Consider the following 18997-nt stretch of genomic DNA (forward strand, 5'->3'; position numbering starts at 1 on the left):
CACGACCACCGGGCCCCTCCCCCCCCGGGCCAGGCTGACCCTCCGCGAGGGCCTCGACCGGCTCGCCCCCCGGGCCGGGCTGAGCGTCCGCGAGGGTCTCGACGGGCTCGACCACCGGGCCGGGCTGAGCGTCCGCGAGGGTCTCGACGGGCTCGACCACCGGGCCGGGGTGAGCGTCCGCGAGGGTCTCGACGGGCTCGACCACCGGGCCGGGGTGATCGTCCGCGGGGTCTCGACGCTGGCCAGGGCCGGCACCGCTCCGACGCCGCGGATCGGGGGAGTGTGGAAGGTGCCGCCGAAGACCCGCTCGCTCGCCCCGACCCGGTCGAGGTACGGGGTGACCCCGCCCATCTGGAACGGGTACCCCGCGCCGAGGATCATGCACAGGTCGATGTCCTCTGCCGCGTGAACGACATCGTCGTCCAGCATCCGCTTGATCTCGTCGGCGAGCCCGTCTTCGAACCGGCGCTGAAGGTCGGTTGCCTTCATCGGGGTCGTGCCGCCGGCGACGATCTTCAGGGCGCCCTTGTCGTAGCCCTTGATCTTGCCCTTCGCGTCACGCTCGAGGAGCTTGCCGTGTTCGGCGAGCCTGTGCAGGTTCGTGCTCTCGAAGAAACGGTCGGGGAACGCGGCGTGATGGGTGTCCAAAACGTGCGCGCCCACCTTGAGGCCGACGAGTTCAAGCAGCTCGAACGGTGTCATCGGAAGTCCGAACGGGGCAATCGCCTCGGAGACGACGTCGAAGGGCGTGCCGGTGTCGACGGCGTGCATGGCCTCGCCGAGCACCTTGGCCAGGATCCGGTTGACCACGAATCCGGGGGTGTCCCTTGTGATGACCGCGTTTTTCTTCAGCTTGCCCGCGATGACCATGGCCGTTGACAGGGTGACGTCGTTGGTCTGCGGCGTGTTCACCACCTCGATCAGCGGCATCACGGCGACCGGGTTGAAGAAGTGGAATCCGACCAGCCGCTCGGGGTGGAGGAGCTTTGCGCCGATCTGTTCAACCGACAGCGACGACGTGTTCGTCGCGAGGATGGCGTCGGGAGCGATGTACTTCTCGATCTCGGCAAAGACATCCTGCTTGACGCCCAGCTCCTCGAACACGGCCTCGATCACCCAGTCGGCGTCGGCGAACTGCGCCTTGTCCGTGGTCCCGGTCACGAGCGCACGGAGCCGGTTCGCCTCATCGGAGCTGATCCGCTTCTTGGTCTCCAGGGCGAGGATCTCGTCGTGGATGTAGGCGACACCCTTGTCGACCCTGGCCTGGTCGAGGTCGGTGATCACGACGGGCACCTGCAGGCGCCGCACGAACAGCAGGGCGAACTGGCTGGCCATCAGGCCGGCGCCGATCACACCGACCTTCTTGATCGGTCGGGCCAGGGCCCTGTCGGGGGCACCGGCGGGGCGCTTGGCGCGCTTCTGCACGAGGTTGAACGCGTAGATGCTCGCCTGCAGCTGGTCGCCGGAGATGAGCCCGGCCAGCGAGTCGTCCTCACGTTCGAAGCCTTCCTGCCTGGTGCCGCTCTTCGCGGCCTTGAGCAGGTCGAGTGCGACATAGGGGGACATCGCGACGGTGCCGATCTTGTTCTCGAGCATCCGCTTGGCGATGCCGATGGCGACGTCCCACTTCACGAGACGTTCGATCTTGCCGGGGAGATTCGGCCTGGCGACCGTCTCGGTTCCGGCGATGACCCGGTCGGCCCAGGCGATCGAGCGCTCGAGGAAGGTCGCCGAGGCGAACCCGACGTCGGCGATGCCGAGTTCGAGGGCATCCGCGGCCTTGAGCACTCGCATCTTGAGCGGGTTCTCGATGATCACCTTGAGCGCGTTCTCGATCCCGATCAGGTTCGGCAGGAGGTACGAGCCACCCCAGCCGGGGATCAGCCCGAGGGAGACCTCAGGCAGGGCGATCGCCGGCACGGTGAAGTCGACGGTGCGATAGTCCGCGTTCAGGGCGATTTCGAGTCCGCCGCCGAGCGCAAGCCCGTTGATGAAGACGAAGGAGGGCACACCCAGCTCCGACTGCTTGCCGAGGGCGTAGTGGCCAAGCTGGGCCAGAAGCTTTCCGGTCGCGAGCGACGGAATCTCGCTCACCTTGCTCAGGTCGGCGCCCGCGGCGAGGATGTAGGGCTTGCCGGTGACGGCGACACCGTGGATCTCCCCGCGAGCGGCCCGTTCCTTCAACGCGTCCATGGTGGCCGCGAATTCCAGCAGCGTGACCGGGCCAAGGGTGTTCGGGCGGGTGTGGTCCCTGCCGTTGTCGAGCGTGACCAGAGCGAGGATCCGGCCGTTGGACAGCGGGACATCCCTGACGAAGGAATGCGTGACGACCTCGTCGGCCGACAGGGCGACCAACGGGGAGAAATCAAGTGCGGAGTAGTCGCTCATCGCTTACTTTGCCTTCCGGTTGAAGTGTGGGTTCTCCCAAATAACGGTGCCGCCCTGGCCGAGGCCGATGCACATCGCGGTCAATCCGTAGCGGACCTCGGGGTGCTCGCTGAACTGGCGGGCGAGCTGGTTCATCAGACGCACGCCGGAGGAGGCGAGCGGGTGGCCGATCGCGATCGCGCCGCCGTACTCGTTCACCCGCGGGTCTTCATCGTCGATGCCGAAGTGGTCGAGGAACGAGATGACCTGCACGGCGAACGCCTCGTTGAGCTCGAAGAGCCCGATGTCGGTGATGCTGAGGCCGGCCTTGCGCAGGGCCTTCTCCGTCGACGGAACCGGTCCGAGGCCCATCACCTCAGGCTCGACGCCGGCGAAGGCGAAGCTGACCAGCTTCATCTTGACTGTGAGGCCGAGTTCCTTTGCCGCGGCGCCGCTGGCGAGGAGGCAGGCGCTCGCGCCGTCGTTGAGCCCGGAGGCGTTGCCGGCGGTGACCCGGCCAAAGGGACGGAACGGAGTCTTCAGCCCGGCGAGACCCTCAAGGGTGGTCTCCGGGCGCGGGGCCTCGTCGCGGGTTGCGAGTCCCCAGCCGGCTTCGCTGCGGATCGCAACGGGGATGAGGTCGGGCTGGATCTTCTCTGCGGCGTAGGCGGCGGCAACCTTCTGCTGGCTGCGCAGGGCAAACCGGTCGGAACGATCCTTCGTGTAGGAGGGGAAGCGGTCGTGGATGCGTTCGGCCGTGGATCCCATGTTGAGTGCTTCGTCGCTGACCAGACGTTCGGCCATGAACCGCGGATTCGGGTCGACGCCCGAGCCCATCGGGTGGCGCCCCATGTGTTCGACGCCGCCGGCGATCGCCAGGTCGTAGGCGCCGAAGCCAATCGCTGCACCCATGGTGGTCACGGCGGTCATGGCGCCGGCACACATGCGGTCGATCGCGAAGCCGGGAACCGACCTCGGCAACCCCGACAGGAGGGCGGCGGTGCGACCGAGGGTGAGACCCTGGTCGCCGGTCTGGGTCGTTGCGGCGATGGCGACATCGTCGATGCGTTCACCGGGGAGCGACGGGTTGCGTTCCAGCAGGCCCATCATGGCTTTGACCACCAGATCGTCGGCCCGGGTGTTCCAGTACATTCCCTTTTCGCCGGCTCTGCCGAACGGGGTGCGAACCCCGTCCACGAAGACGACTTCTGTTTTTTCGGCCACTTTGCCTCCATCAATCCAACGGGTGTCGGTCGATACTAAGGCGATGCCCTGGGGCAGAAGAATCCTTGGACGCTTCCTACGAATCCGCTTCCGTGGCTACCTCGGATGCTTGGTGAATGTCTACAAAGGCATCGGCGATTCGTTGTGAGGTAAGCTCAATCTGCCATGCTCGGGCACCGAGGGCGGCGAGCGTCTCGCCGACCGATCCGGAGCTGATCGACTCCGGCGGGGCCCAGGCCATCCTGCGCACGTATTCAGGTGTCACCAGGTTTTCCAGGGGGATGAGGAACTCCTCGGAGATCTCCGCGAGGGCCGCGCGCGCGGCTTTGAACCGCAGATCGGCCTCCGGGTTGCGGTCGGCCCAGGCGCGAGGCGGCGGAAGAGCGTCCCCGGAAGGCCGCAGCGACGGGAGATCCGTCGAGACCAGGCCGGCCTGGATGGCGGCCCACCACCGATCGAGTTCGCTGCGGCTCGCCCGGCCGCTGAATTCGCGGAGTTCCGCGAGGCCCTGGCGGGTTGTCGGCAGGGCGCGGGCCGCGGCGAGGAGGGACGCGTCGGGTACGAGGCGACCCGGCGACACGTCGATGTCCTGGGCTAGACGGTCCCTGGCGAGCCAGAGTTCGCGGGCGACGGCCAGGTTCCGCTGCGCGCGGAGGGAATGCACGCCGGAGAGCCGCCGCCACGGTTCGGCCAGCGGGGGCTTTGCCTCCCGGTTCAGCACCGCCTGGAACTCCTGTTCGGCGATGACGCTCTTCTGATCGGTGGCGAGCATCTCGACCATCCGATCGCGCAGGTCGGGGAGCAGTTCGACGTCGAGCGCTCCATAGACGAGCCACGCCTCGGGCAGCGGACGGGTTGACCAGTTCGCTGCGGAGTGTTCCTTGGCCAGATGGACACCCAGCAGCTCCTCAACGACCGTGCCGAGGCCGACCCTGGGCATGCCCAGCAGTCGCGCGGCGAGTTCGGTGTCGAAGATGCGAGCCGGGTCGAGGCCGACCTCGCGCAGGCAGGCCAGGTCCTGGCTGGCGGCGTGCAGGATCCATTCCTCATCGATGAGCGCTTCGTGCATTTCGTGGAAATCGCCGATCGCCGGCGGATCGAACAGGAAGGTGCCCGCGCCGCGGCGGTAGATCTGGATCAGGTACGCGCGTTGGGAGTACGTGAAGCCTGAGGCGCGTTCGGCGTCGACCCCGATCGGGCCGGTGCCGCCGACAATCGCCGCGGTTGCCGTCAGGTAGGCATCCCGCGTGTCGATCACCTGGTGATCAACCACGTCCGGTTCGGCGTGTGGACAACATGCTGACTCCTTCGCCAGTGGGTGGAAGACCTGCGAGCATGCAGAGCAGTTCACCCCATCCTTCGACATGGGCGGTGAGATTGTGGTCCAGCGGTGTCCACGAGGCTCTCAGCTCTATCTGTGCTCCATCGCCCTGCTTGGCAAGTTCGCCGAAGCCTGACGAAATTATCTTAGTCGCAGTGCCTGATGCCGCGGTATATCGGGCCCCGTGGGCGTCGAGAGCGTCGACCAGCCAGGCCCAGGCGACCTCGGCCAGGAACGGGTCCAGGCCGATGTCCGTTTCCAGCGGAGCCTGCGCGAAACAGACCACGCGGAACGCGCCACCCCACGCCTCAGGTTCGTCGGGGTCGTAGAGGAGGATGAAACGGCCGGTGCCGAAGTCGGAGTTTCCGCCGTGCCGGCTCGGTGTCACGTCTGCTGAGAGCGCCACGGCATGCGGGGCGAGGTTGCCGGGTGCGGAGATCTCGTTCACGACCAGCTCGACCCGGGACCGTGCTCGCCGAACGGCCTCAAGGGCTGCGGCGAACTCCGGCGGGAGTGGTTCCTGTGTTTCGGGCACGAGTGCAGACTAGAGTTTTTTCAGGGTGCCGTACGCGAGGCACGCCGGGCGGGTGGAGGTAACACGTGATCAGACGGTTCGAGTGGGTCGGGCGTCCTTCGCGGATTGCCGCGTTGACCGGGGTGATCGGCGTCACGACGGTGGCCGTCGCCGCCCTCGCGTCGAGCGTTCTTTCCGGGGTCATGGCCCGCCGGATCGTCACCCCCTCGGCGAAGCGCGCCGACGACGTGCGCGTGGACGGTGTGGACCTCGCGGCCGGAACGATCACCCTGGCCTCCACCGCGGATTCCGTGCTCCAGGGCGACTACAGCTTCTGGTTCTCCGGCGACAGCGGGCACGCTCACGTGGGGGAGATCCTGCGCAGCACTCCGGTAGCGGTGACCCGGCGCATCCTGCGCGTCGACTACGGCGACCTCGCGCAGGCCCGACGCGGGCGCCTGGGCGGGTATTCCTACCTCGGCCCCTGGGACCTGGCGGTGGAGTACGACGACGTGCTCATTCCGACCCAGGCCGGGGATGCCCCAGCCTGGCTGATTCCGGCGACGGAACCGGGCGGTAAGTGGGTCATCCAGGTGCACGGCCGCGGCGTTCGGCGGCAGGAGACGCTCCGGGCGGTGCCGGTGTTCCGGGATGCGGGATACACCTCCCTGCTCATCTCCTACCGGAACGACGGTGAGGCTCCGGTGAGCACCGACGGCCGGTACGGGCTCGGCGACACCGAGTGGCAGGACGTCGAGGCGGCGATGAGCTTCGCCGCGGACCGCGGGGCAACCGAGATCGTACTGATGGGCTGGTCGATGGGGGGAGCCATCGTGCTGCAGACGGCCACCCGGTCCCGGCTGCGTGAGCTCGTCGTCGGCGTCGTGCTCGACTCGCCCGTGATCGACTGGGCCGATGTCGTGGCCTTCCAGGGCGGCAGCCTTGGCCTGCCGTGGACGGTGTCGACCGGGGCGATGCAGGTGCTCGGTCGGCGCTGGGGCGGGCTGATCACCGGGCAGACGGCCCCGATCGATTTCCGCCGACTGGACTTCGTGTCCCGTGCGGCCGAACTCGATCTGCCGGTCCTGCTCATGCACAGCGACGACGACGGGTACGTGCCGGCGACCGGCTCGCGGGCACTGGCCGTTCGGCGCCCCGACATCGTCACGTTCCTGCCGTTCACGGTCGCCCGGCACACCAAGTTGTGGAACTACGACCGCGAGGGCTGGAATCAGGCGATCACCGGTTGGCTGGCGGCCCTCCCCGTCAGGTGACCGGGTCGGGTCCGACGGGATTGCCTCAGACGGGCATCTCGCGGAGCCGCCGTTTCGTGCGGCCGAGCATCGCCGTCATCCCGCGGATGCGCAGCGGCGACACGGCTTTCGTCAAGCCGATCGAGTTCGGATAGTCATCGGGAACGGCGAGCACCTCCGCGGTGCTGAGGCCCTCAAGACCCTGGGCGAGGATGGAGGCGAAGCCCCTCGTCGTCGGCGATTCCCGCGGCGCCGTCGCGTAGAGGTGCACCGATTTCTGGTCGTCGTCATCGACCTCGACGAACATGAACACGGGCGACTGGCACTCCACGACCCGTTCCATCAGGTCGGGATGCTCCTCGTATCGCGCGGGCAGTGCCGGCAGCTCGTTCGCGAACTCGAGCAGGAGCAGCAGGCGGTCGGGTTGCTCGAGGGCGAGGAAGTCATCGCGGATCTCGGCCAGTTTCGCGGGCAATTCGGTGGAGGTCATCGCATGTATTCTCCCACGCGCCGCCGACGGGCGGCGCGTGGCAGGTCACGGAGTCCCGGCGAACGAATCAGCGGGGGAGCGGGGCGGCACCCGGTTCGGTGCCCAGCACGATCGGCACGTGGACGGCGTTGCCCCATTCGGTCCAGGAACCGTCGTAATTGCGCACCCCCTCGAAACCGAGCAGGTGGGTGAGCACGAACCAGGTGTGGCTGGAGCGTTCCCCGATCCGGCAGTACGCGATGACCGTATCGTCGTCGGTGAGGCCGGCCTCGCCACGGTAGATGGCGTCGAGTTCATCCCGGCCCCGGAAGGTCGCATCCGGTGCCGCGGCGCGGGCCCACGGCACCGACGCGGCCGAGGGGATGTGGCCGCCGCGGAGGGCACCCTCCTCCGGGTAGGCCGGCATGTGTGTGCGCTCCCCGCTGTACTCCTCCGGAGACCGCACGTCGATCAGCGGATTGCCGAAGTGGGCGAGCACATCGTCCTTGAACGCTCGGATGGGGGCGTCATTTCGAGGCACGATCGGATAGTCGACCGGCGTGGCCTCGGCGGCGGCGGTCGTGACCTCACGTCCCTCGGCGATCCACTTCTCGCGGCCGCCGTCGAGCAGGCGCACATCGCTGTGACCGAAGAGGGTGAACACCCAGAGGGCATACGCGGCCCACCAGTTGCTCTTATCGCCGTAGATGACGACGGTGGTGTCCCTGGCGATGCCCTTGGAGCCGAGCACGGCAGCGAACGCGGCGCTGTCGACGAAGTCCCGTTCCACCGGGTCGTTGAGGTCGGTGTGCCAGTCGATTTTCACGGCGCCGGGGATGTGCCCCGTCTCATAGAGGATCACGTCCTCGTCGGATTCCACGACGACGAGACCGGGCTCGCCGAGGTGGGCCTGCAGCCAATCGGTGGAGACGAGCCGCTCAGGGTGGGCGTAGGCGGCGAATTTGGGGGCCGGATCGAGTTCGACGGGCATGGGAATTACCTCCGGGGAGCGTCAGAACGACACAGGATTGATTTGGCTGCGGTTTAGGCTGGTCAGCGCCCGCTCTTCGAATCTACGCGGTGTGGGCGGCGAACGCATCCGGCCGGTCCTGGTGACCAGGCTGATGCTTTCCCGACCAATCGACACAGAAACGCGGGTGTTCCCCCATGGCTCCAGAGGCGCCTCGCCGTCAGCCTCGGCTGATCGATCGTTCCCCCAGCATTACCGGAGCCGAAATCGTCGCCGAGTTGGTGCCCCCGCCCCAGTTCGAGCACGCCTCGTTCGATTCCTACCGGCCGGACCTGGCGTTCCCGTCCCAACTCGAGGCCGTCGAACGGTTGAACACCTTCGCCGGCGCGTGGTTGCCCCAGCGCCCCAGCGGCTTCTTCTCCCGCACCCGTAAGCCCAAGGCCGAGCTTCCCGGCATCTACCTCGACGGCGGGTTCGGAGTGGGAAAGACCCACCTCCTCGCGGCGCTCTGGCACGCGGCCCCCGGTCCCAAGTACTTCGGCACGTTCATCGAGTACACCGCGCTGGTCGGCGCCCTGGGCTATGCGGCCACGGTCAAGCAGCTCTCCGGTGCCCGCCTCATCTGCATCGACGAATTCGAGCTCGACGACCCGGGCGACACGATGCTGATGACCCGGCTGCTCGGCGAGCTCGTCGCGTCGGGAACCCGCGTCGCCGCCACCTCCAACACGCCGCCGAACTCCCTGGGCGAGGGACGTTTCGCGGCCATCGACTTCCTCCGGGAGATTCAGGCGATGAGCGCCAACTTCGAGATCGTACGGATCGACGGCCTCGACTACCGCCGCCGCGACATCGAGGGCCACGCGATCGCCGTGACCGCCGAGGTTCTCGACCACCTGGTCGGCGCCCTCGATGAGCGTGAGTCCACCGTCACCCTCGACGATTTCGGTGCCCTGATCCGGCACCTCAGCACCGTGCACCCGTCGAAGTACATCAAAATCATCAACGGCATCAATGTGATCGCGCTCACCGACGCGTACCAGCTGACCGACCAGACTGATGCCCTGCGCCTGGTGGCGTTCATCGACCGGGTCTACGACGCGGAGATTCCGATCATCGCCAGCGGCCACCCCCTCAACGACGTCTTTGACGAGGAGATGCTCTCCGGCGGGTACCGCAAGAAGTACCAGCGTTCCCAGTCGCGCCTGGTCGCCCTGACCACGGGGGAGCTCCCGCCGCACGACTGATCGGCCGGGCGACCACGCCCGCGAACGCGCATCGGGCCGTTCCGGCGTCCGGTGCGGCGGGAAACGCGAAGTTAACACGCTCGCCGACCGCGTAACGCGCTGGAAACATTCGTGCGCCTTTGCCGAAACGTTGGAGTCCCAAACTGACTCTGTACCCGCCGAGACACGATCAATTGCTCACCCTGTGCACGTCGACGGCAATCCTTAGTTAGAGAGAGGTAACCATGCCCATGGTTGAACTGTCAGTCCTGATGGACGCCACAACGGATGAAATATCCCTGAACCTCAATTCCCTCTGGCTGCTCGTCGCAGCGGCCCTCGTTCTCCTGATGACCCCCGGGGTCGCGTTCTTCTACGGCGGCATGGTCAAGGCCAAGAGCGTGATCAGCATGATGATGATGAGCTTCGGCGCCATGGGCGTCGTCGGCGTGCTCTGGGTGCTCTACGGCTACGGCATGGCCTTCGGCCCGACCCTGATCCCCGGTTTCCTCGGCAACCCGTCGTCGATGCTCGGCCTGAGCGGGCTGCTCGGCGCCGGTGAGGACGGCTCCCTGGCCCCCGATCTCAACGGTCTGGCATTCGCGGGCTTCCAGGCGACGTTCGCCATCATCACCGTCGCCCTGATCTCCGGCGCGATCGCCGACCGCGCGAAGTTCGGCGCCTGGTTGATCTTCGCCGCGGTCTGGTCCACGCTGGTCTACTTCCCCGTGGCCTACTGGGTGTTCAACCTCGCCGACGGCTGGGCTCCCGCCGCACTGGGCGTGAACGACTTCGCCGGTGGCACCGCGGTACACATCAACGCCGGCGCCGCCGGTCTTGCCCTCGCGTTGGTCCTCGGCAAGCGGGTCGGTTTCAAGAAGGGCATCTCCAAGCCGCACAACGTTCCGCTCACCCTGCTCGGCGCCTCGCTGCTCTGGTTCGGCTGGTTCGGATTCAACGCCGGTTCTGAAGCGGCCGTCGATGGTGTCGCTGCCCTCGCCTGGGTGAACACCCTCGTCGCACCCGCCGCCGGTATCCTCGGCTGGCTGATCGTCGAGAAGATCAAGGACGGCAAGCCCACCTCGATCGGTGCCGCCTCCGGCGCCGTGGCCGGCCTGGTCGCGATCACCCCCGCCTGCAACATCCTCACCCCCGGCTGGGCGATCGTGCTCGGCGTGCTCGTCGGTGCCGTGTGTGCCGTCGCCATCGACCTGAAATTCAAGTGGGGCTTCGATGACTCCCTCGACGTGGTGGGCATCCACCTCATCGGCGGCATGATCGGAACCCTGTACATCGGCGTCTTCGGGTCCGGCATCGGCCTCCTCGACACCGGCAGCCTGGCGCAGCTCGGAGCGCAGGCGCTGGCGGCCTTCGGAATCGCGATCTTCTCGTTCGTGATGGCGTACGCCATCGGTTGGGTGATCCAGAAGACCATCGGCTTCCGGATCAACAACGAAGACGAGGTCGCCGGAGTCGACACCATCGTGCACGGCGAAGAGGGCTACGCACTCGACGCGGTCTGATTCAGGTAGCACTCTCTTTCGCACAGCACTCTCTCGACCTCGGTGGGGCGGAGCACGGTTTCGACCGGGCCCCGCCCCACCGTTGCTGGGTGGCGGCCGTCCAGGGCCTAATAGTCCCCTCCGGCGGACCTGTCCAGCCCCTTGTTCGGCCGCCGCTCCTCTGGGAGGCTCAAGCTGCTGGCGATGCACCCGAACATCGCGAGGTTCCCCGCCACTGTTTCGTCCACCGAAGCCGTGTCGGGGATTTCTTTTGCCTGACGGGGTGCTGCTGCGCCCGCCAAGGGCGGCCGATCGATAGCGTGGGGGTGGCAGGACGCGCATTCATCCAGGGCGGGGTCTTGTTACCGGCGTAGCCGGTGCCGCAGGATGGCCGTCGACAAGGGCGGATACCGGAAGGAACCAGTGTTAGATTTCCTGCTCAGCCCCATCCCGGGGCTCATCGCCCTGGTAGTCATCGGTTTCCTGATCGTGCTGTTCTATGCCCGTTCGATCTACAAGAACGCCGGCCCTGACGAGGCCCTCATCATCACGGGCAAGAAGTCGAAGAAGACCATTGTCGACGGCGCCACCCTCGAACAGTCCGGTCAGCGGGTCGTACACGGGCAAGGCGTGTTCATCACCCCGTTCTTCCAGAAGGCCTTCAAGATCAGCCTGCGCAGCCGTGCCATCGAGATCACGGCGATCGCCCAGGACAAGATGGGAATCACGCTCACGGTCGAAGCGGTCGCGATCGTCAAGGTCGGGGACGACCCGGATGCTATCCGCGCCGCCGCCCAGCGTTTCCTCGGCCAGGACAAGAACATCGATAATTTCGCCCTTGAGGTTCTGTCCGGTTCGCTGCGCGCCTCGATCGGTGCGACCGACGTCCTGACGATCATCCAGAAGCGCGACGAGCTCGGCGCCTCCGTGCTCGCCACCGCGCGCGAGTCACTGGCCAACCAGGGCCTCGATGTCGACTCGTTCGAGATCAAGGGCATCAGCGATGCCAACGACTACATCAAGGACATGGGCCGGGCCGAGCAGGCCAGGGTGCGTCGCCAGGCCGAGGTCGCAGAGCATCAGGCCAACCGCGAGGCCCAGGAGGCCGCGATCACTGCTGAGCAGGCCATCGCCGTTGCCGAGAACACCCTCGCGCTGCGCCGCGCCGCCCTGCAGTTGGACACCGACAAGGCCGCAGCAGAAGCGGCCGGCGCCAAGCCGCTCGCCGAGGCCAAGACCCAACAGGCGATCGTACAGGAGCAGGAACTCACCGCCCAGCGGCGGGCGAGCCTGCGCAAGGCCGAGCTGGAATCCGAAGTGAACGCCGTCGCCGACGCCGAGGCGTACCGGATCCGAGTTACCGCGGTGGCCGCCGCCGACGCCGCCGTCACCGCGGCGAACGCCGACCGGGACAGCCGCAAGGCCAATGCCGAAGCGATCCGGGCGGAGGGTCAGGCCAACGCCGACGCCATTCTCGCCCGCGGCGCGGCGGAGGCCGAAGCCACCCGGCTCAGCGCGGAGGCCCTAGCGCAACAGTCCGAGGCCCTCATTCAGCTGCGGATGGTGGAGATGCTTCCCCAGATCGCTCACGAGCTCGCCGCGCCGATGAGCAACATCGACACTCTGACCGTTATCTCCACCGATGGCGCAAACCAGCTGAGCAAGAACGTCGCCGCCGGCTTGACGGAGGTCGACGCCGTGCTCGGGGCCACCATGGGGATTGGCATCCGCGACCTGCTCGGTAGTCTCGTCGGCGGCACCGTCGCGGGCCAGGGATTCGCGAAGGCCGCAACATCGGCCACAGGAACGGAACACGGGCAGGAAGGTCCGCCGTGACGGGTGCAGAGCCGCAACCGATTTCGTCCGTTGCGCCTCTGCTGGCCGGCCGCCCATCGGCCAGCCAGCGGTGGTCGCACCTGTGCTTCCTGCACTGGCGGGTTGATCCGGCGCAGGTGGCCCCACTCCTGCCCGCCGGGCTTGTTCCGGATGAGTTCGACGGAAGTAGCTGGGTGGGCCTGATTCCGTTCGTGCTGGACCGGGCGACGGTGTGGGGAAGCCCGCCGGTGCCGTACTTCGGCAGTTTCGTCGAAGTGAATGTGCGCCTCTACGCCGTCGATGCCGCCGGCCAACGAGGAGTGGTCTTCGTGTCGTTGGAGGCCTCGAGGCTCGCCGCGGTGATTGCCGCCCGGGCCCTCTTCCGCATCCCGTACCGCTGGTCACGCACCAGGCTCGCCAGCTCTGCGGGGGAGTTCAGCTACACCTCCCGCAGGCACCTGAACGTTTCCGATCGGACTGATATCGTGGTGCGCCGCACCGAGAAGCCTGTCGTCGATGACGCTCTGGCCGATTTCCTCACCGCGCGCTGGGCACTCTTCACCACGGTGCGCGGCCGAACGGTTCACCTGCGCAACCACCACGAGCCCTGGCCCCTGTTCCGGGCAGAGCTCGTGCGGCTCGACGATACGCTCCTCGCCGCGGCCGGATTCCCGGGCATCGCAGCACGGCAGCCCGATTCCGTGCTGTACTCGCCCGGGGTGACCACGTGGTTCGGGCGAGCCGGCTGAGGCCTCGCGCACCCGGTTTCCAGTCCGTGAGCCGAGACGCTAACCGGTTTCGTCGGTAACGCCCGCGCTGTCCCGGATTCCGCTGATCAGTTGCCCAAGCGCTTGTTCGTAATGCTCGTCGCTGCCGTACGCGCTCATCTGGTCGGCGACGGCGACGGTCAGGGGGAAACGCCCGGCCGGCAACGCCGCAATCGCAGCCCCGATGGCCACACCTGGGTCCTGGTCGATCCGAGTCGCGGCGCTCCGGGCCGCGGCGAACGCCGACCAGCCGTAGTTGAGGGCCAGTATGCCGCAGAAGCAGGCGACGGCGTCCCCGCCGGTAATGCCACCTCGGCGGAGGATGCCCAGGGCGAGTTCGCCGATCCGGGTGGCGTTCAGGCCGGGGTTGGGGTGGGTGAAGAGCGGGACTATGGCCCAGGGGTGCAGGGCGAGCAGCATTCGGTGTGCCCGCGCGAAGTCGGCCAGGTCCGCCACCCAGTCCTCGCCTGGGGCGGGAGTGGCGTGACGGCCGAGGATCCGATCGAGGAGCGCGTCGACGAGTTCGTCCTTGGTCGCGAAATAGCGATAAAGGGCCATCGGCGACGATCCCATTTCCGTGGCAACGGCTCGCATGGTGAGGGCGTCGAAGCCCGCCGTTGACACCCGTTCGGCTGCGTCGAGGATTCCCTCAACGGTCACCGAACTGCGCGGAAGACGTTGGCGTGCGACGGGCGGAAGAATCTTGGGCATGTGGGTTGACTCCTCGTTGCGTACTGCGTACATTACCGTTTATCATACATCGTACGTTAACTCATTGGAGCAATGAAATGGACGCAATTCCCGCGCCAACCCCGCATTCCGCCGTTCTCCGGCGCACCACCGGCGTTCTGTTCGTCACCGGGGCATTGGCCTTCGCCACCGCCGCCACGGTGCTGTCCTCGACCTTCGACTGGCCGGACATCCTGCGGGAACCCGCCGAGGTGGTCTTGCCCGCCTTCGCCGCGGGCGGCCAGGCACTCGTCTGGACCTGGTTCGCGACCGCCTGGACCTACGCCATCCTCGCCGTTCCCCTCCTGCTCCTGCCCGCGGTGCTTGGGCGGACGGGTGACCCCGTGCTCAAGGCGGCGACTTCGATCGGTGCCGCCTCGGTGCTCCTGTCGCTGATCGGATTCCTACGGTGGGTGTTCGTGATGCCTGCACTGGCTGACAGCTATGTGGCCGGGGACGCTGCCACCCAAGCGGCCGTCGGCGCAGCGTGGATGGCACAGCACCAGTTCGGCGGGGCGCTTCTCGGCGAACACCTGGGCCAGGTCCTCGCGGTCGCGTGGTCCGTCGTCGTCTCCGTGATCATCATGCGCACCCGGGTTCTGCCCCGCTGGCTCGGCGCACTCGGCCTGGTGGCCGGCCTGCTGTACCTGCTCAGTCAGGGCGAGGTGTTGGCAACCGCCGTCCCAGGCTTTCCGATCTGGGAACCGGCCGGAGTCCTCGGCAGCTCGGGCTGGGGCCTGTGGGTGGCGGCCCTGGGGGTCACTCTCGTGGTGCGGCCCGTCGTCGGCCGATCGCGCGGCGACGCATTCGACTCGGCCCCGGCCCCGGCCACGGATTCCTCGGCGTTGACGGCGGTGGCCAGGACCGGGTCGGAGGGCGCGGAGTAACCCTGCGCGGCGATCTCCGGTCCGACGGCGATATCCGGTCAGGCGGTGAACTGGAGAACGCGCACTGCCAGTGCAACGCACAGCACCGCGACCAGGACGAACAGGGTTGCCCAGGCAGCGCCGGGAATGTGGGTGAGCCGGGCGAGCTGGTCGGCGTCCGACGAAAGCCCGCCGCGGCGAGACCGGGAGACCTGAAGCTCAAGTGCGGTGCGCACGCCGCCGAGGAGCAGGAACGCCGTGATCATCAGAGCCCCGATTCCCTGGACCAGGGGAGTGCCGAACCAGGTGATCGCCAGGATCAGCGTGCCGCTGACCAGCACCGACCAGAGTCCGAACCAATTGCGAATCTGCACGAGGATCAGCGTGAGCGCGACCAGGAGCAGCCAGAGCAGACCGCTCGCGTAGCCGGCACCCAGCATCACGGCGGACCCCAGACCGAGCAGGGCCGGCGCGGTGTACCCGGCGAGCAGGGTGAGGATCATCCCGAAACCCCGAGGCCGCCCGCGGCTGACCGTGAGCCCCGACGTGTCGGAGTGCAGTCGGATGCCGCCGAGCCGGCGCCCGCTCAGCGTCGCCACGAGCGCGTGCCCGCCCTCATGCGCGATGGTGACCACGTGGCGGCCGCGGCGCCACAGCGCGGGGACCAACACGAACAGTGCCGCGGTGAGAATGGTCAGGAGTGCCGTCGTACCGGGCAGGGGAGCCTGGCGGGCGCAGACGCGCTCCCAGAGCACGAGGAGAACATCCACCGTCAGAGCCCCTCCGCGATCACGGCCGTGGCGCTGAGCCAGGCCTGGCGGGTGCCAGGCGACAGGGAGTGGATGTTCAGCGGTCCACCGGCGACGATGGCGGGGTCGTACGGCACGTCGCAGACGGCCCTGGTGAGCTGGCCGAAGTGGTCGTGCAACCGTCGTGAGAGCCTGGCGTCGACCGTCGCGGCCGGTGACGCGAGGATCGTGACGGCCTGGGCAACCTTGTCGGCGTGTCCCTTCAGCCGCAGCCCCTCGAGGAGGGCGGCGGCACCGTACCCGGTGTCCTCGCGGATCGTGGAGACGACGACGAGTTGGTCGGCCGTCTCTACCGCCGCCTCCCAGTTGGACGCCCGCATGTTGTTGCCGGTGTCAACCACAACGACACGATAGAACCGGCTGAGGATGGCGTGAAGTTTCCGGAACGCCACCCCGTCGATCGTGGTCACCCCCGCCGGGTCCAGATCGGAGGCCAGGGCGTCGAACTGGGAATCCCCCTGAGGATGCACATAGTTGTCCAGGTCGCCCAGTCGGATCGACCGTCCGTCGTCGAACCGGTCCAGATCCTGCAGGAGGTCACGTGCGGTCCTGGTGTGGCCGGAGGCCATGATCCGCACCCCGAGGTTGCCCATCGACTCGTTGTTGTCCCACGCCAGCGTGTAGCCGCCGCGATACATTCCCAGCGTCGCTGCGATCAGTAGCGTCGCGGTCGTCTTGTTTGCCCCACCCTTGGGATTGAGCACCACGATGGTCTTCGGATCGGGGAAACTACGCCTGACGGCGTCGATCTCTCGGCGCTGCACTCGCTCGACTCGGCCGGGACCGACGGGAATGAGACCGCCGCTGAGCCGGACCAGCCGGCCCTGCCAACCGAGCCGGGCCGGTCCCGCGGTCGACGGAGTGGCTGACGGCTGCGGGCTGAGAAAAGCGGCGCGCGCGGAGTTCTGCGTCATGGTCGCTCTCTTTCGCTTACTCGGGCGCGCTGCTGCGCCAGTCCTCGTGGGCAACGGGGAGGCGCCACACCGTCCTCAACCGTAAGAGATTCCACCCGGTCGACCAAATACCAGGCTCGTCAGGTGAAGATTCGTACGAGGGATACCAGGATCGCCGCGACTGCCACCGCGATCGCGGTCAGGTTCAGCCCGCGGCCGCGCGCGCCGGCCGGGATGACCCCGAAGGCCTTGCCGGAGAAGATCACACCGATGACAGCGAGGATGAAGCCGACAGCGGGAAGGGGCACGGCCAGAACGGCCCCGGCGATTGACAGCCAGAATCCCGGCACCCGTCCCGGCGTCTTCGACCAGTCGGTCCGAGGGGCGCCGAGTCCGAGCAGGCCGTTGCCATCCATGTTCGCGCGCGGGTCATCCACAGGTGGTTCCTTCCGTCGCATCAGTCTCGCACGATCCGCCGCGGCGGGTGACGGGGCGAGCGAGGCTGGGCGGAGAGCACAATGGGTAGATGAGGATAATGCTGCTCACGGCGGGGTCCCGCGGGGACGTCGAACCGTTCGCCGCCCTGGCCCGATTCGCGGCCAGCCGGGGCCACACCGTTCGCCTGGGCGTTCCGGATAATTCCGGGGCGGATGTCGCCGGTCTCGACGTCGTCAGCCTGCAGATCGATTTCGCCCAGCTGGTCTCGGCGCGGGGAGTGTCGCCGCTCGCCGCTGCCAGGTCCTTCACGGAGCTGATCCGCCCGGCCATGCGGCGCCTCATGGTCGCGGCGACCCGAGAGTCCCTTGCCTTCGGACCGGACGTGATCCTCTACCACCCGAAGGTGCTCAGCGCCCCCCTGGTGGCGCAGGCGCTGGGAATACCGCACATCACGGTGGAAAGCGTGCCGACGCTCACCCGCACTCGCGCGTTCGCGGCTCCCGGAGTCGTCAACATCAACGTGGGGCCACTGAACCGGCTGACCTACGCGGCCGCCGCCGGGGCCGCAGGCATGTTCCGGAAAGAGCTCGCGGCGGCACGGGAGCTTCTGCCGGCACCCGGCGGTGGCCGGCCCGCTCCACGCGCGGCCTCGCTCATTCCGGTCAGCCCACAGCTTCTCGCGCGCCCTGACGACTGGCCCGCGTCCGTTCACCTGACCGGGATCTGGCGTGAGGACACCGAGCCGGGAGCGCCGGAACCTGCCCTTCTCGACTTCATCGACTCCGGCGCATTCCTCTACGCCGGCCTCGGGTCGATGGCAGCCGGCGACCCGATCGCGCGTGGGCGCGCGGTGATCGAGGCGGCGAGAGCACACGGGCTGCGGACCCTGATGGCCACCGGGTGGGGCGGGCTGGCCGTCCCGGACGACCTGCGGGGGAGCGACGTCCTTGTTATCCCTTCCGTGTCGCACGACGTCGTGCTGCCGCGGGCAGAGATCGCGCTTCACCACGGCGGTGCGGGAACGGTGCACGCCGTGGCGCGCGCCGGCATCCCCCAGATCGTCGTGCCCTTCATCGCCGACCAACCGTTCTGGGGCCGACAGCTGCACGGACGCGGGCTCGCCCCCCGTCCCGTCCCCTACAAGAAGGTCTCCGCGACGAGCCTCTCCCCGGCCATCGGGGAAGCGCTCGGCATGCGCCGACGCGCGGCGGAGGTCGGCGTGCTGATTCGCACAGAAAACGGGCTCGGCCTGGCGCTGGATGTGATCGAAGCGGAGGTCTCGCGCTAGGCGCCGTGCTCGGTGCCGGAGGGGACTGGCGGAACATGGATACAAAAAACCCCGGATAGCCGGGGTTTTCATTGGTGGGCGATACCGGACTCGAACCGATGACCTCTTCCGTGTGAAGGAAGCGCGCTACCAACTGCGCCAATCGCCCATTGTGGCCAGAGCTGCAACCACGAGTTCTGATACTAGCCCAGAGCGGGGAGGCGGCGCACATCCACGGGGGCGCAACACGCCGGTTCGGCTCGGTTTGAATATGCGACGGGGTTTCGGCTAGAGTCTTCAAGCGCGCAGAAATGCGGGCAGTTGCGGATGTGGCGCAGTGGTAGCGCATCACCTTGCCAAGGTGAGGGTCGCGAGTTCGAATCTCGTCATCCGCTCGAATTGAATCGACCGAAAGGTCGTTTCTTTTTGGTGTGGACCCTATGTGGTGGATTGGCCGAGAGGCGAGGCAGCGGCCTGCAAAGCCGTATACACGGGTTCGAATCCCGTATCCACCTCCAGTCTTGAGGAACGTTGTCAAGATCTGGGCGATTGGCGCAGCGGTAGCGC

Annotated in this window: 17 protein-coding genes and 3 tRNA genes; 9 read left to right on the forward strand and 11 right to left on the reverse strand. The window is 67.5% G+C overall.

The features are described from left to right. From QMG61_RS16555 to QMG61_RS16570, 4 genes are all read right to left on the reverse strand, one after another. On the reverse strand, positions 1-2388 hold a 2388-nt coding region (locus tag QMG61_RS16555; RefSeq protein WP_283495442.1), incomplete at its 3' end, for a 3-hydroxyacyl-CoA dehydrogenase NAD-binding domain-containing protein. A gap of 3 nt (positions 2389-2391) precedes the next feature. After that, entirely contained in the window at positions 2392-3591 is a 1200-nt protein-coding gene (locus QMG61_RS16560; protein WP_283495443.1) for a thiolase family protein, read from the reverse strand. Between the two features lie 76 nt (positions 3592-3667). Continuing rightward, positions 3668-4864 (reverse strand): ribonuclease D, encoded by a 1197-nt coding sequence (locus tag QMG61_RS16565; RefSeq protein ID WP_283495444.1) that lies wholly within the window; start codon positions 4862-4864, stop codon positions 3668-3670. Continuing rightward, the gene (locus QMG61_RS16570; RefSeq protein ID WP_283495445.1) at positions 4857-5447 is read right to left on the reverse strand and encodes a DUF3000 domain-containing protein; all 591 of its coding nucleotides are present in this window, start codon (positions 5445-5447) and stop codon (positions 4857-4859) included. Before QMG61_RS16570 ends, QMG61_RS16565 begins: the two co-directional genes overlap by 8 nt. 65 nt (positions 5448-5512) lie before the next feature. Here QMG61_RS16570 and QMG61_RS16575 point away from each other — a divergent pair, with 65 nt between their 5' ends. Next, complete coding sequence (locus QMG61_RS16575) at positions 5513-6700, forward strand: alpha/beta hydrolase family protein (RefSeq protein ID WP_283495446.1); 1188 nt, start codon at positions 5513-5515, stop codon at positions 6698-6700. Positions 6701-6725: 25 nt separating this feature from the next. On the opposite strand, the gene QMG61_RS16580 is transcribed toward QMG61_RS16575, so the two are convergent. Then, the gene (locus tag QMG61_RS16580; protein ID WP_283495447.1) at positions 6726-7169 is read right to left on the reverse strand and encodes a SufE family protein; all 444 of its coding nucleotides are present in this window, start codon (positions 7167-7169) and stop codon (positions 6726-6728) included. A gap of 67 nt (positions 7170-7236) precedes the next feature. Then, positions 7237-8139 (reverse strand): sulfurtransferase, encoded by a 903-nt coding sequence (locus QMG61_RS16585; protein ID WP_283495448.1) that lies wholly within the window; start codon positions 8137-8139, stop codon positions 7237-7239. Positions 8140-8315: 176 nt separating this feature from the next. Between QMG61_RS16585 and zapE the strand changes: the two genes are divergently transcribed. From zapE to QMG61_RS16605, 4 genes are all read left to right on the forward strand, one after another. Continuing rightward, positions 8316-9365, forward strand: a complete 1050-nt coding sequence (gene zapE, locus QMG61_RS16590; RefSeq protein WP_283495449.1) for a cell division protein ZapE — start codon at positions 8316-8318, stop codon at positions 9363-9365. Positions 9366-9595: 230 nt separating this feature from the next. Further along, entirely contained in the window at positions 9596-10867 is a 1272-nt protein-coding gene (locus QMG61_RS16595; protein WP_283495450.1) for an ammonium transporter, read from the forward strand. Positions 10868-11233: 366 nt separating this feature from the next. Beyond that, entirely contained in the window at positions 11234-12682 is a 1449-nt protein-coding gene (locus QMG61_RS16600) for a flotillin family protein (RefSeq protein WP_283495451.1), read from the forward strand. After that, positions 12679-13410 carry a YqjF family protein gene (locus QMG61_RS16605; protein ID WP_283495452.1) on the forward strand — a complete coding sequence of 244 codons (732 nt, stop codon included), beginning with the start codon at positions 12679-12681 and terminating at the stop codon, positions 13408-13410. Before QMG61_RS16600 ends, QMG61_RS16605 begins: the two co-directional genes overlap by 4 nt. 39 nt (positions 13411-13449) lie before the next feature. Here QMG61_RS16605 and QMG61_RS16610 read toward each other — a convergent pair whose 3' ends face one another. Next, a complete protein-coding gene (locus QMG61_RS16610) occupies positions 13450-14139 on the reverse strand; it encodes a TetR/AcrR family transcriptional regulator (RefSeq protein WP_283495453.1) in 690 nt (229 codons plus the stop codon). A gap of 77 nt (positions 14140-14216) precedes the next feature. Here QMG61_RS16610 and QMG61_RS16615 point away from each other — a divergent pair, with 77 nt between their 5' ends. Continuing rightward, entirely contained in the window at positions 14217-15044 is an 828-nt protein-coding gene (locus tag QMG61_RS16615) for a DUF4386 domain-containing protein (RefSeq protein WP_283495454.1), read from the forward strand. 38 nt (positions 15045-15082) lie between these two features. Here the strand turns inward: QMG61_RS16615 and QMG61_RS16620 are convergent, their stop codons facing one another. The 3 genes from QMG61_RS16620 to QMG61_RS16630 form a co-directional block, all read right to left on the reverse strand. Further along, on the reverse strand, positions 15083-15793 hold the full coding sequence (locus QMG61_RS16620; RefSeq protein ID WP_283495455.1) for a M50 family metallopeptidase: 711 nt from the start codon (positions 15791-15793) through the stop codon (positions 15083-15085). A 2-nt stretch (positions 15794-15795) separates the two neighbouring features. Continuing rightward, the gene (locus tag QMG61_RS16625) at positions 15796-16746 is read right to left on the reverse strand and encodes a MinD/ParA family ATP-binding protein (protein WP_283495456.1); all 951 of its coding nucleotides are present in this window, start codon (positions 16744-16746) and stop codon (positions 15796-15798) included. A 119-nt stretch (positions 16747-16865) separates the two neighbouring features. Further along, positions 16866-17162 carry a hypothetical protein gene (locus QMG61_RS16630; protein WP_283495457.1) on the reverse strand — a complete coding sequence of 99 codons (297 nt, stop codon included), beginning with the start codon at positions 17160-17162 and terminating at the stop codon, positions 16866-16868. Between the two features lie 89 nt (positions 17163-17251). On the opposite strand from QMG61_RS16630, the gene QMG61_RS16635 reads away from it, so the two are divergent. After that, a complete protein-coding gene (locus QMG61_RS16635; protein WP_283495458.1) occupies positions 17252-18451 on the forward strand; it encodes a glycosyltransferase in 1200 nt (399 codons plus the stop codon). A gap of 72 nt (positions 18452-18523) precedes the next feature. Here QMG61_RS16635 and QMG61_RS16640 read toward each other — a convergent pair. Next, positions 18524-18599, reverse strand: a tRNA-Val gene (locus QMG61_RS16640). 154 nt (positions 18600-18753) lie between these two features. On the opposite strand from QMG61_RS16640, the gene QMG61_RS16645 reads away from it, so the two are divergent. After that, positions 18754-18825, forward strand: a tRNA-Gly gene (locus tag QMG61_RS16645). A gap of 49 nt (positions 18826-18874) precedes the next feature. Next, a tRNA-Cys gene (locus QMG61_RS16650) sits at positions 18875-18948 on the forward strand. The last annotated feature ends 49 nt before the right edge of the window (positions 18949-18997 follow it).

The organism is Cryobacterium sp. PH31-AA6, from assembly GCF_030063195.1.
Lineage (GTDB): Bacteria > Actinomycetota > Actinomycetes > Actinomycetales > Microbacteriaceae > Cryobacterium.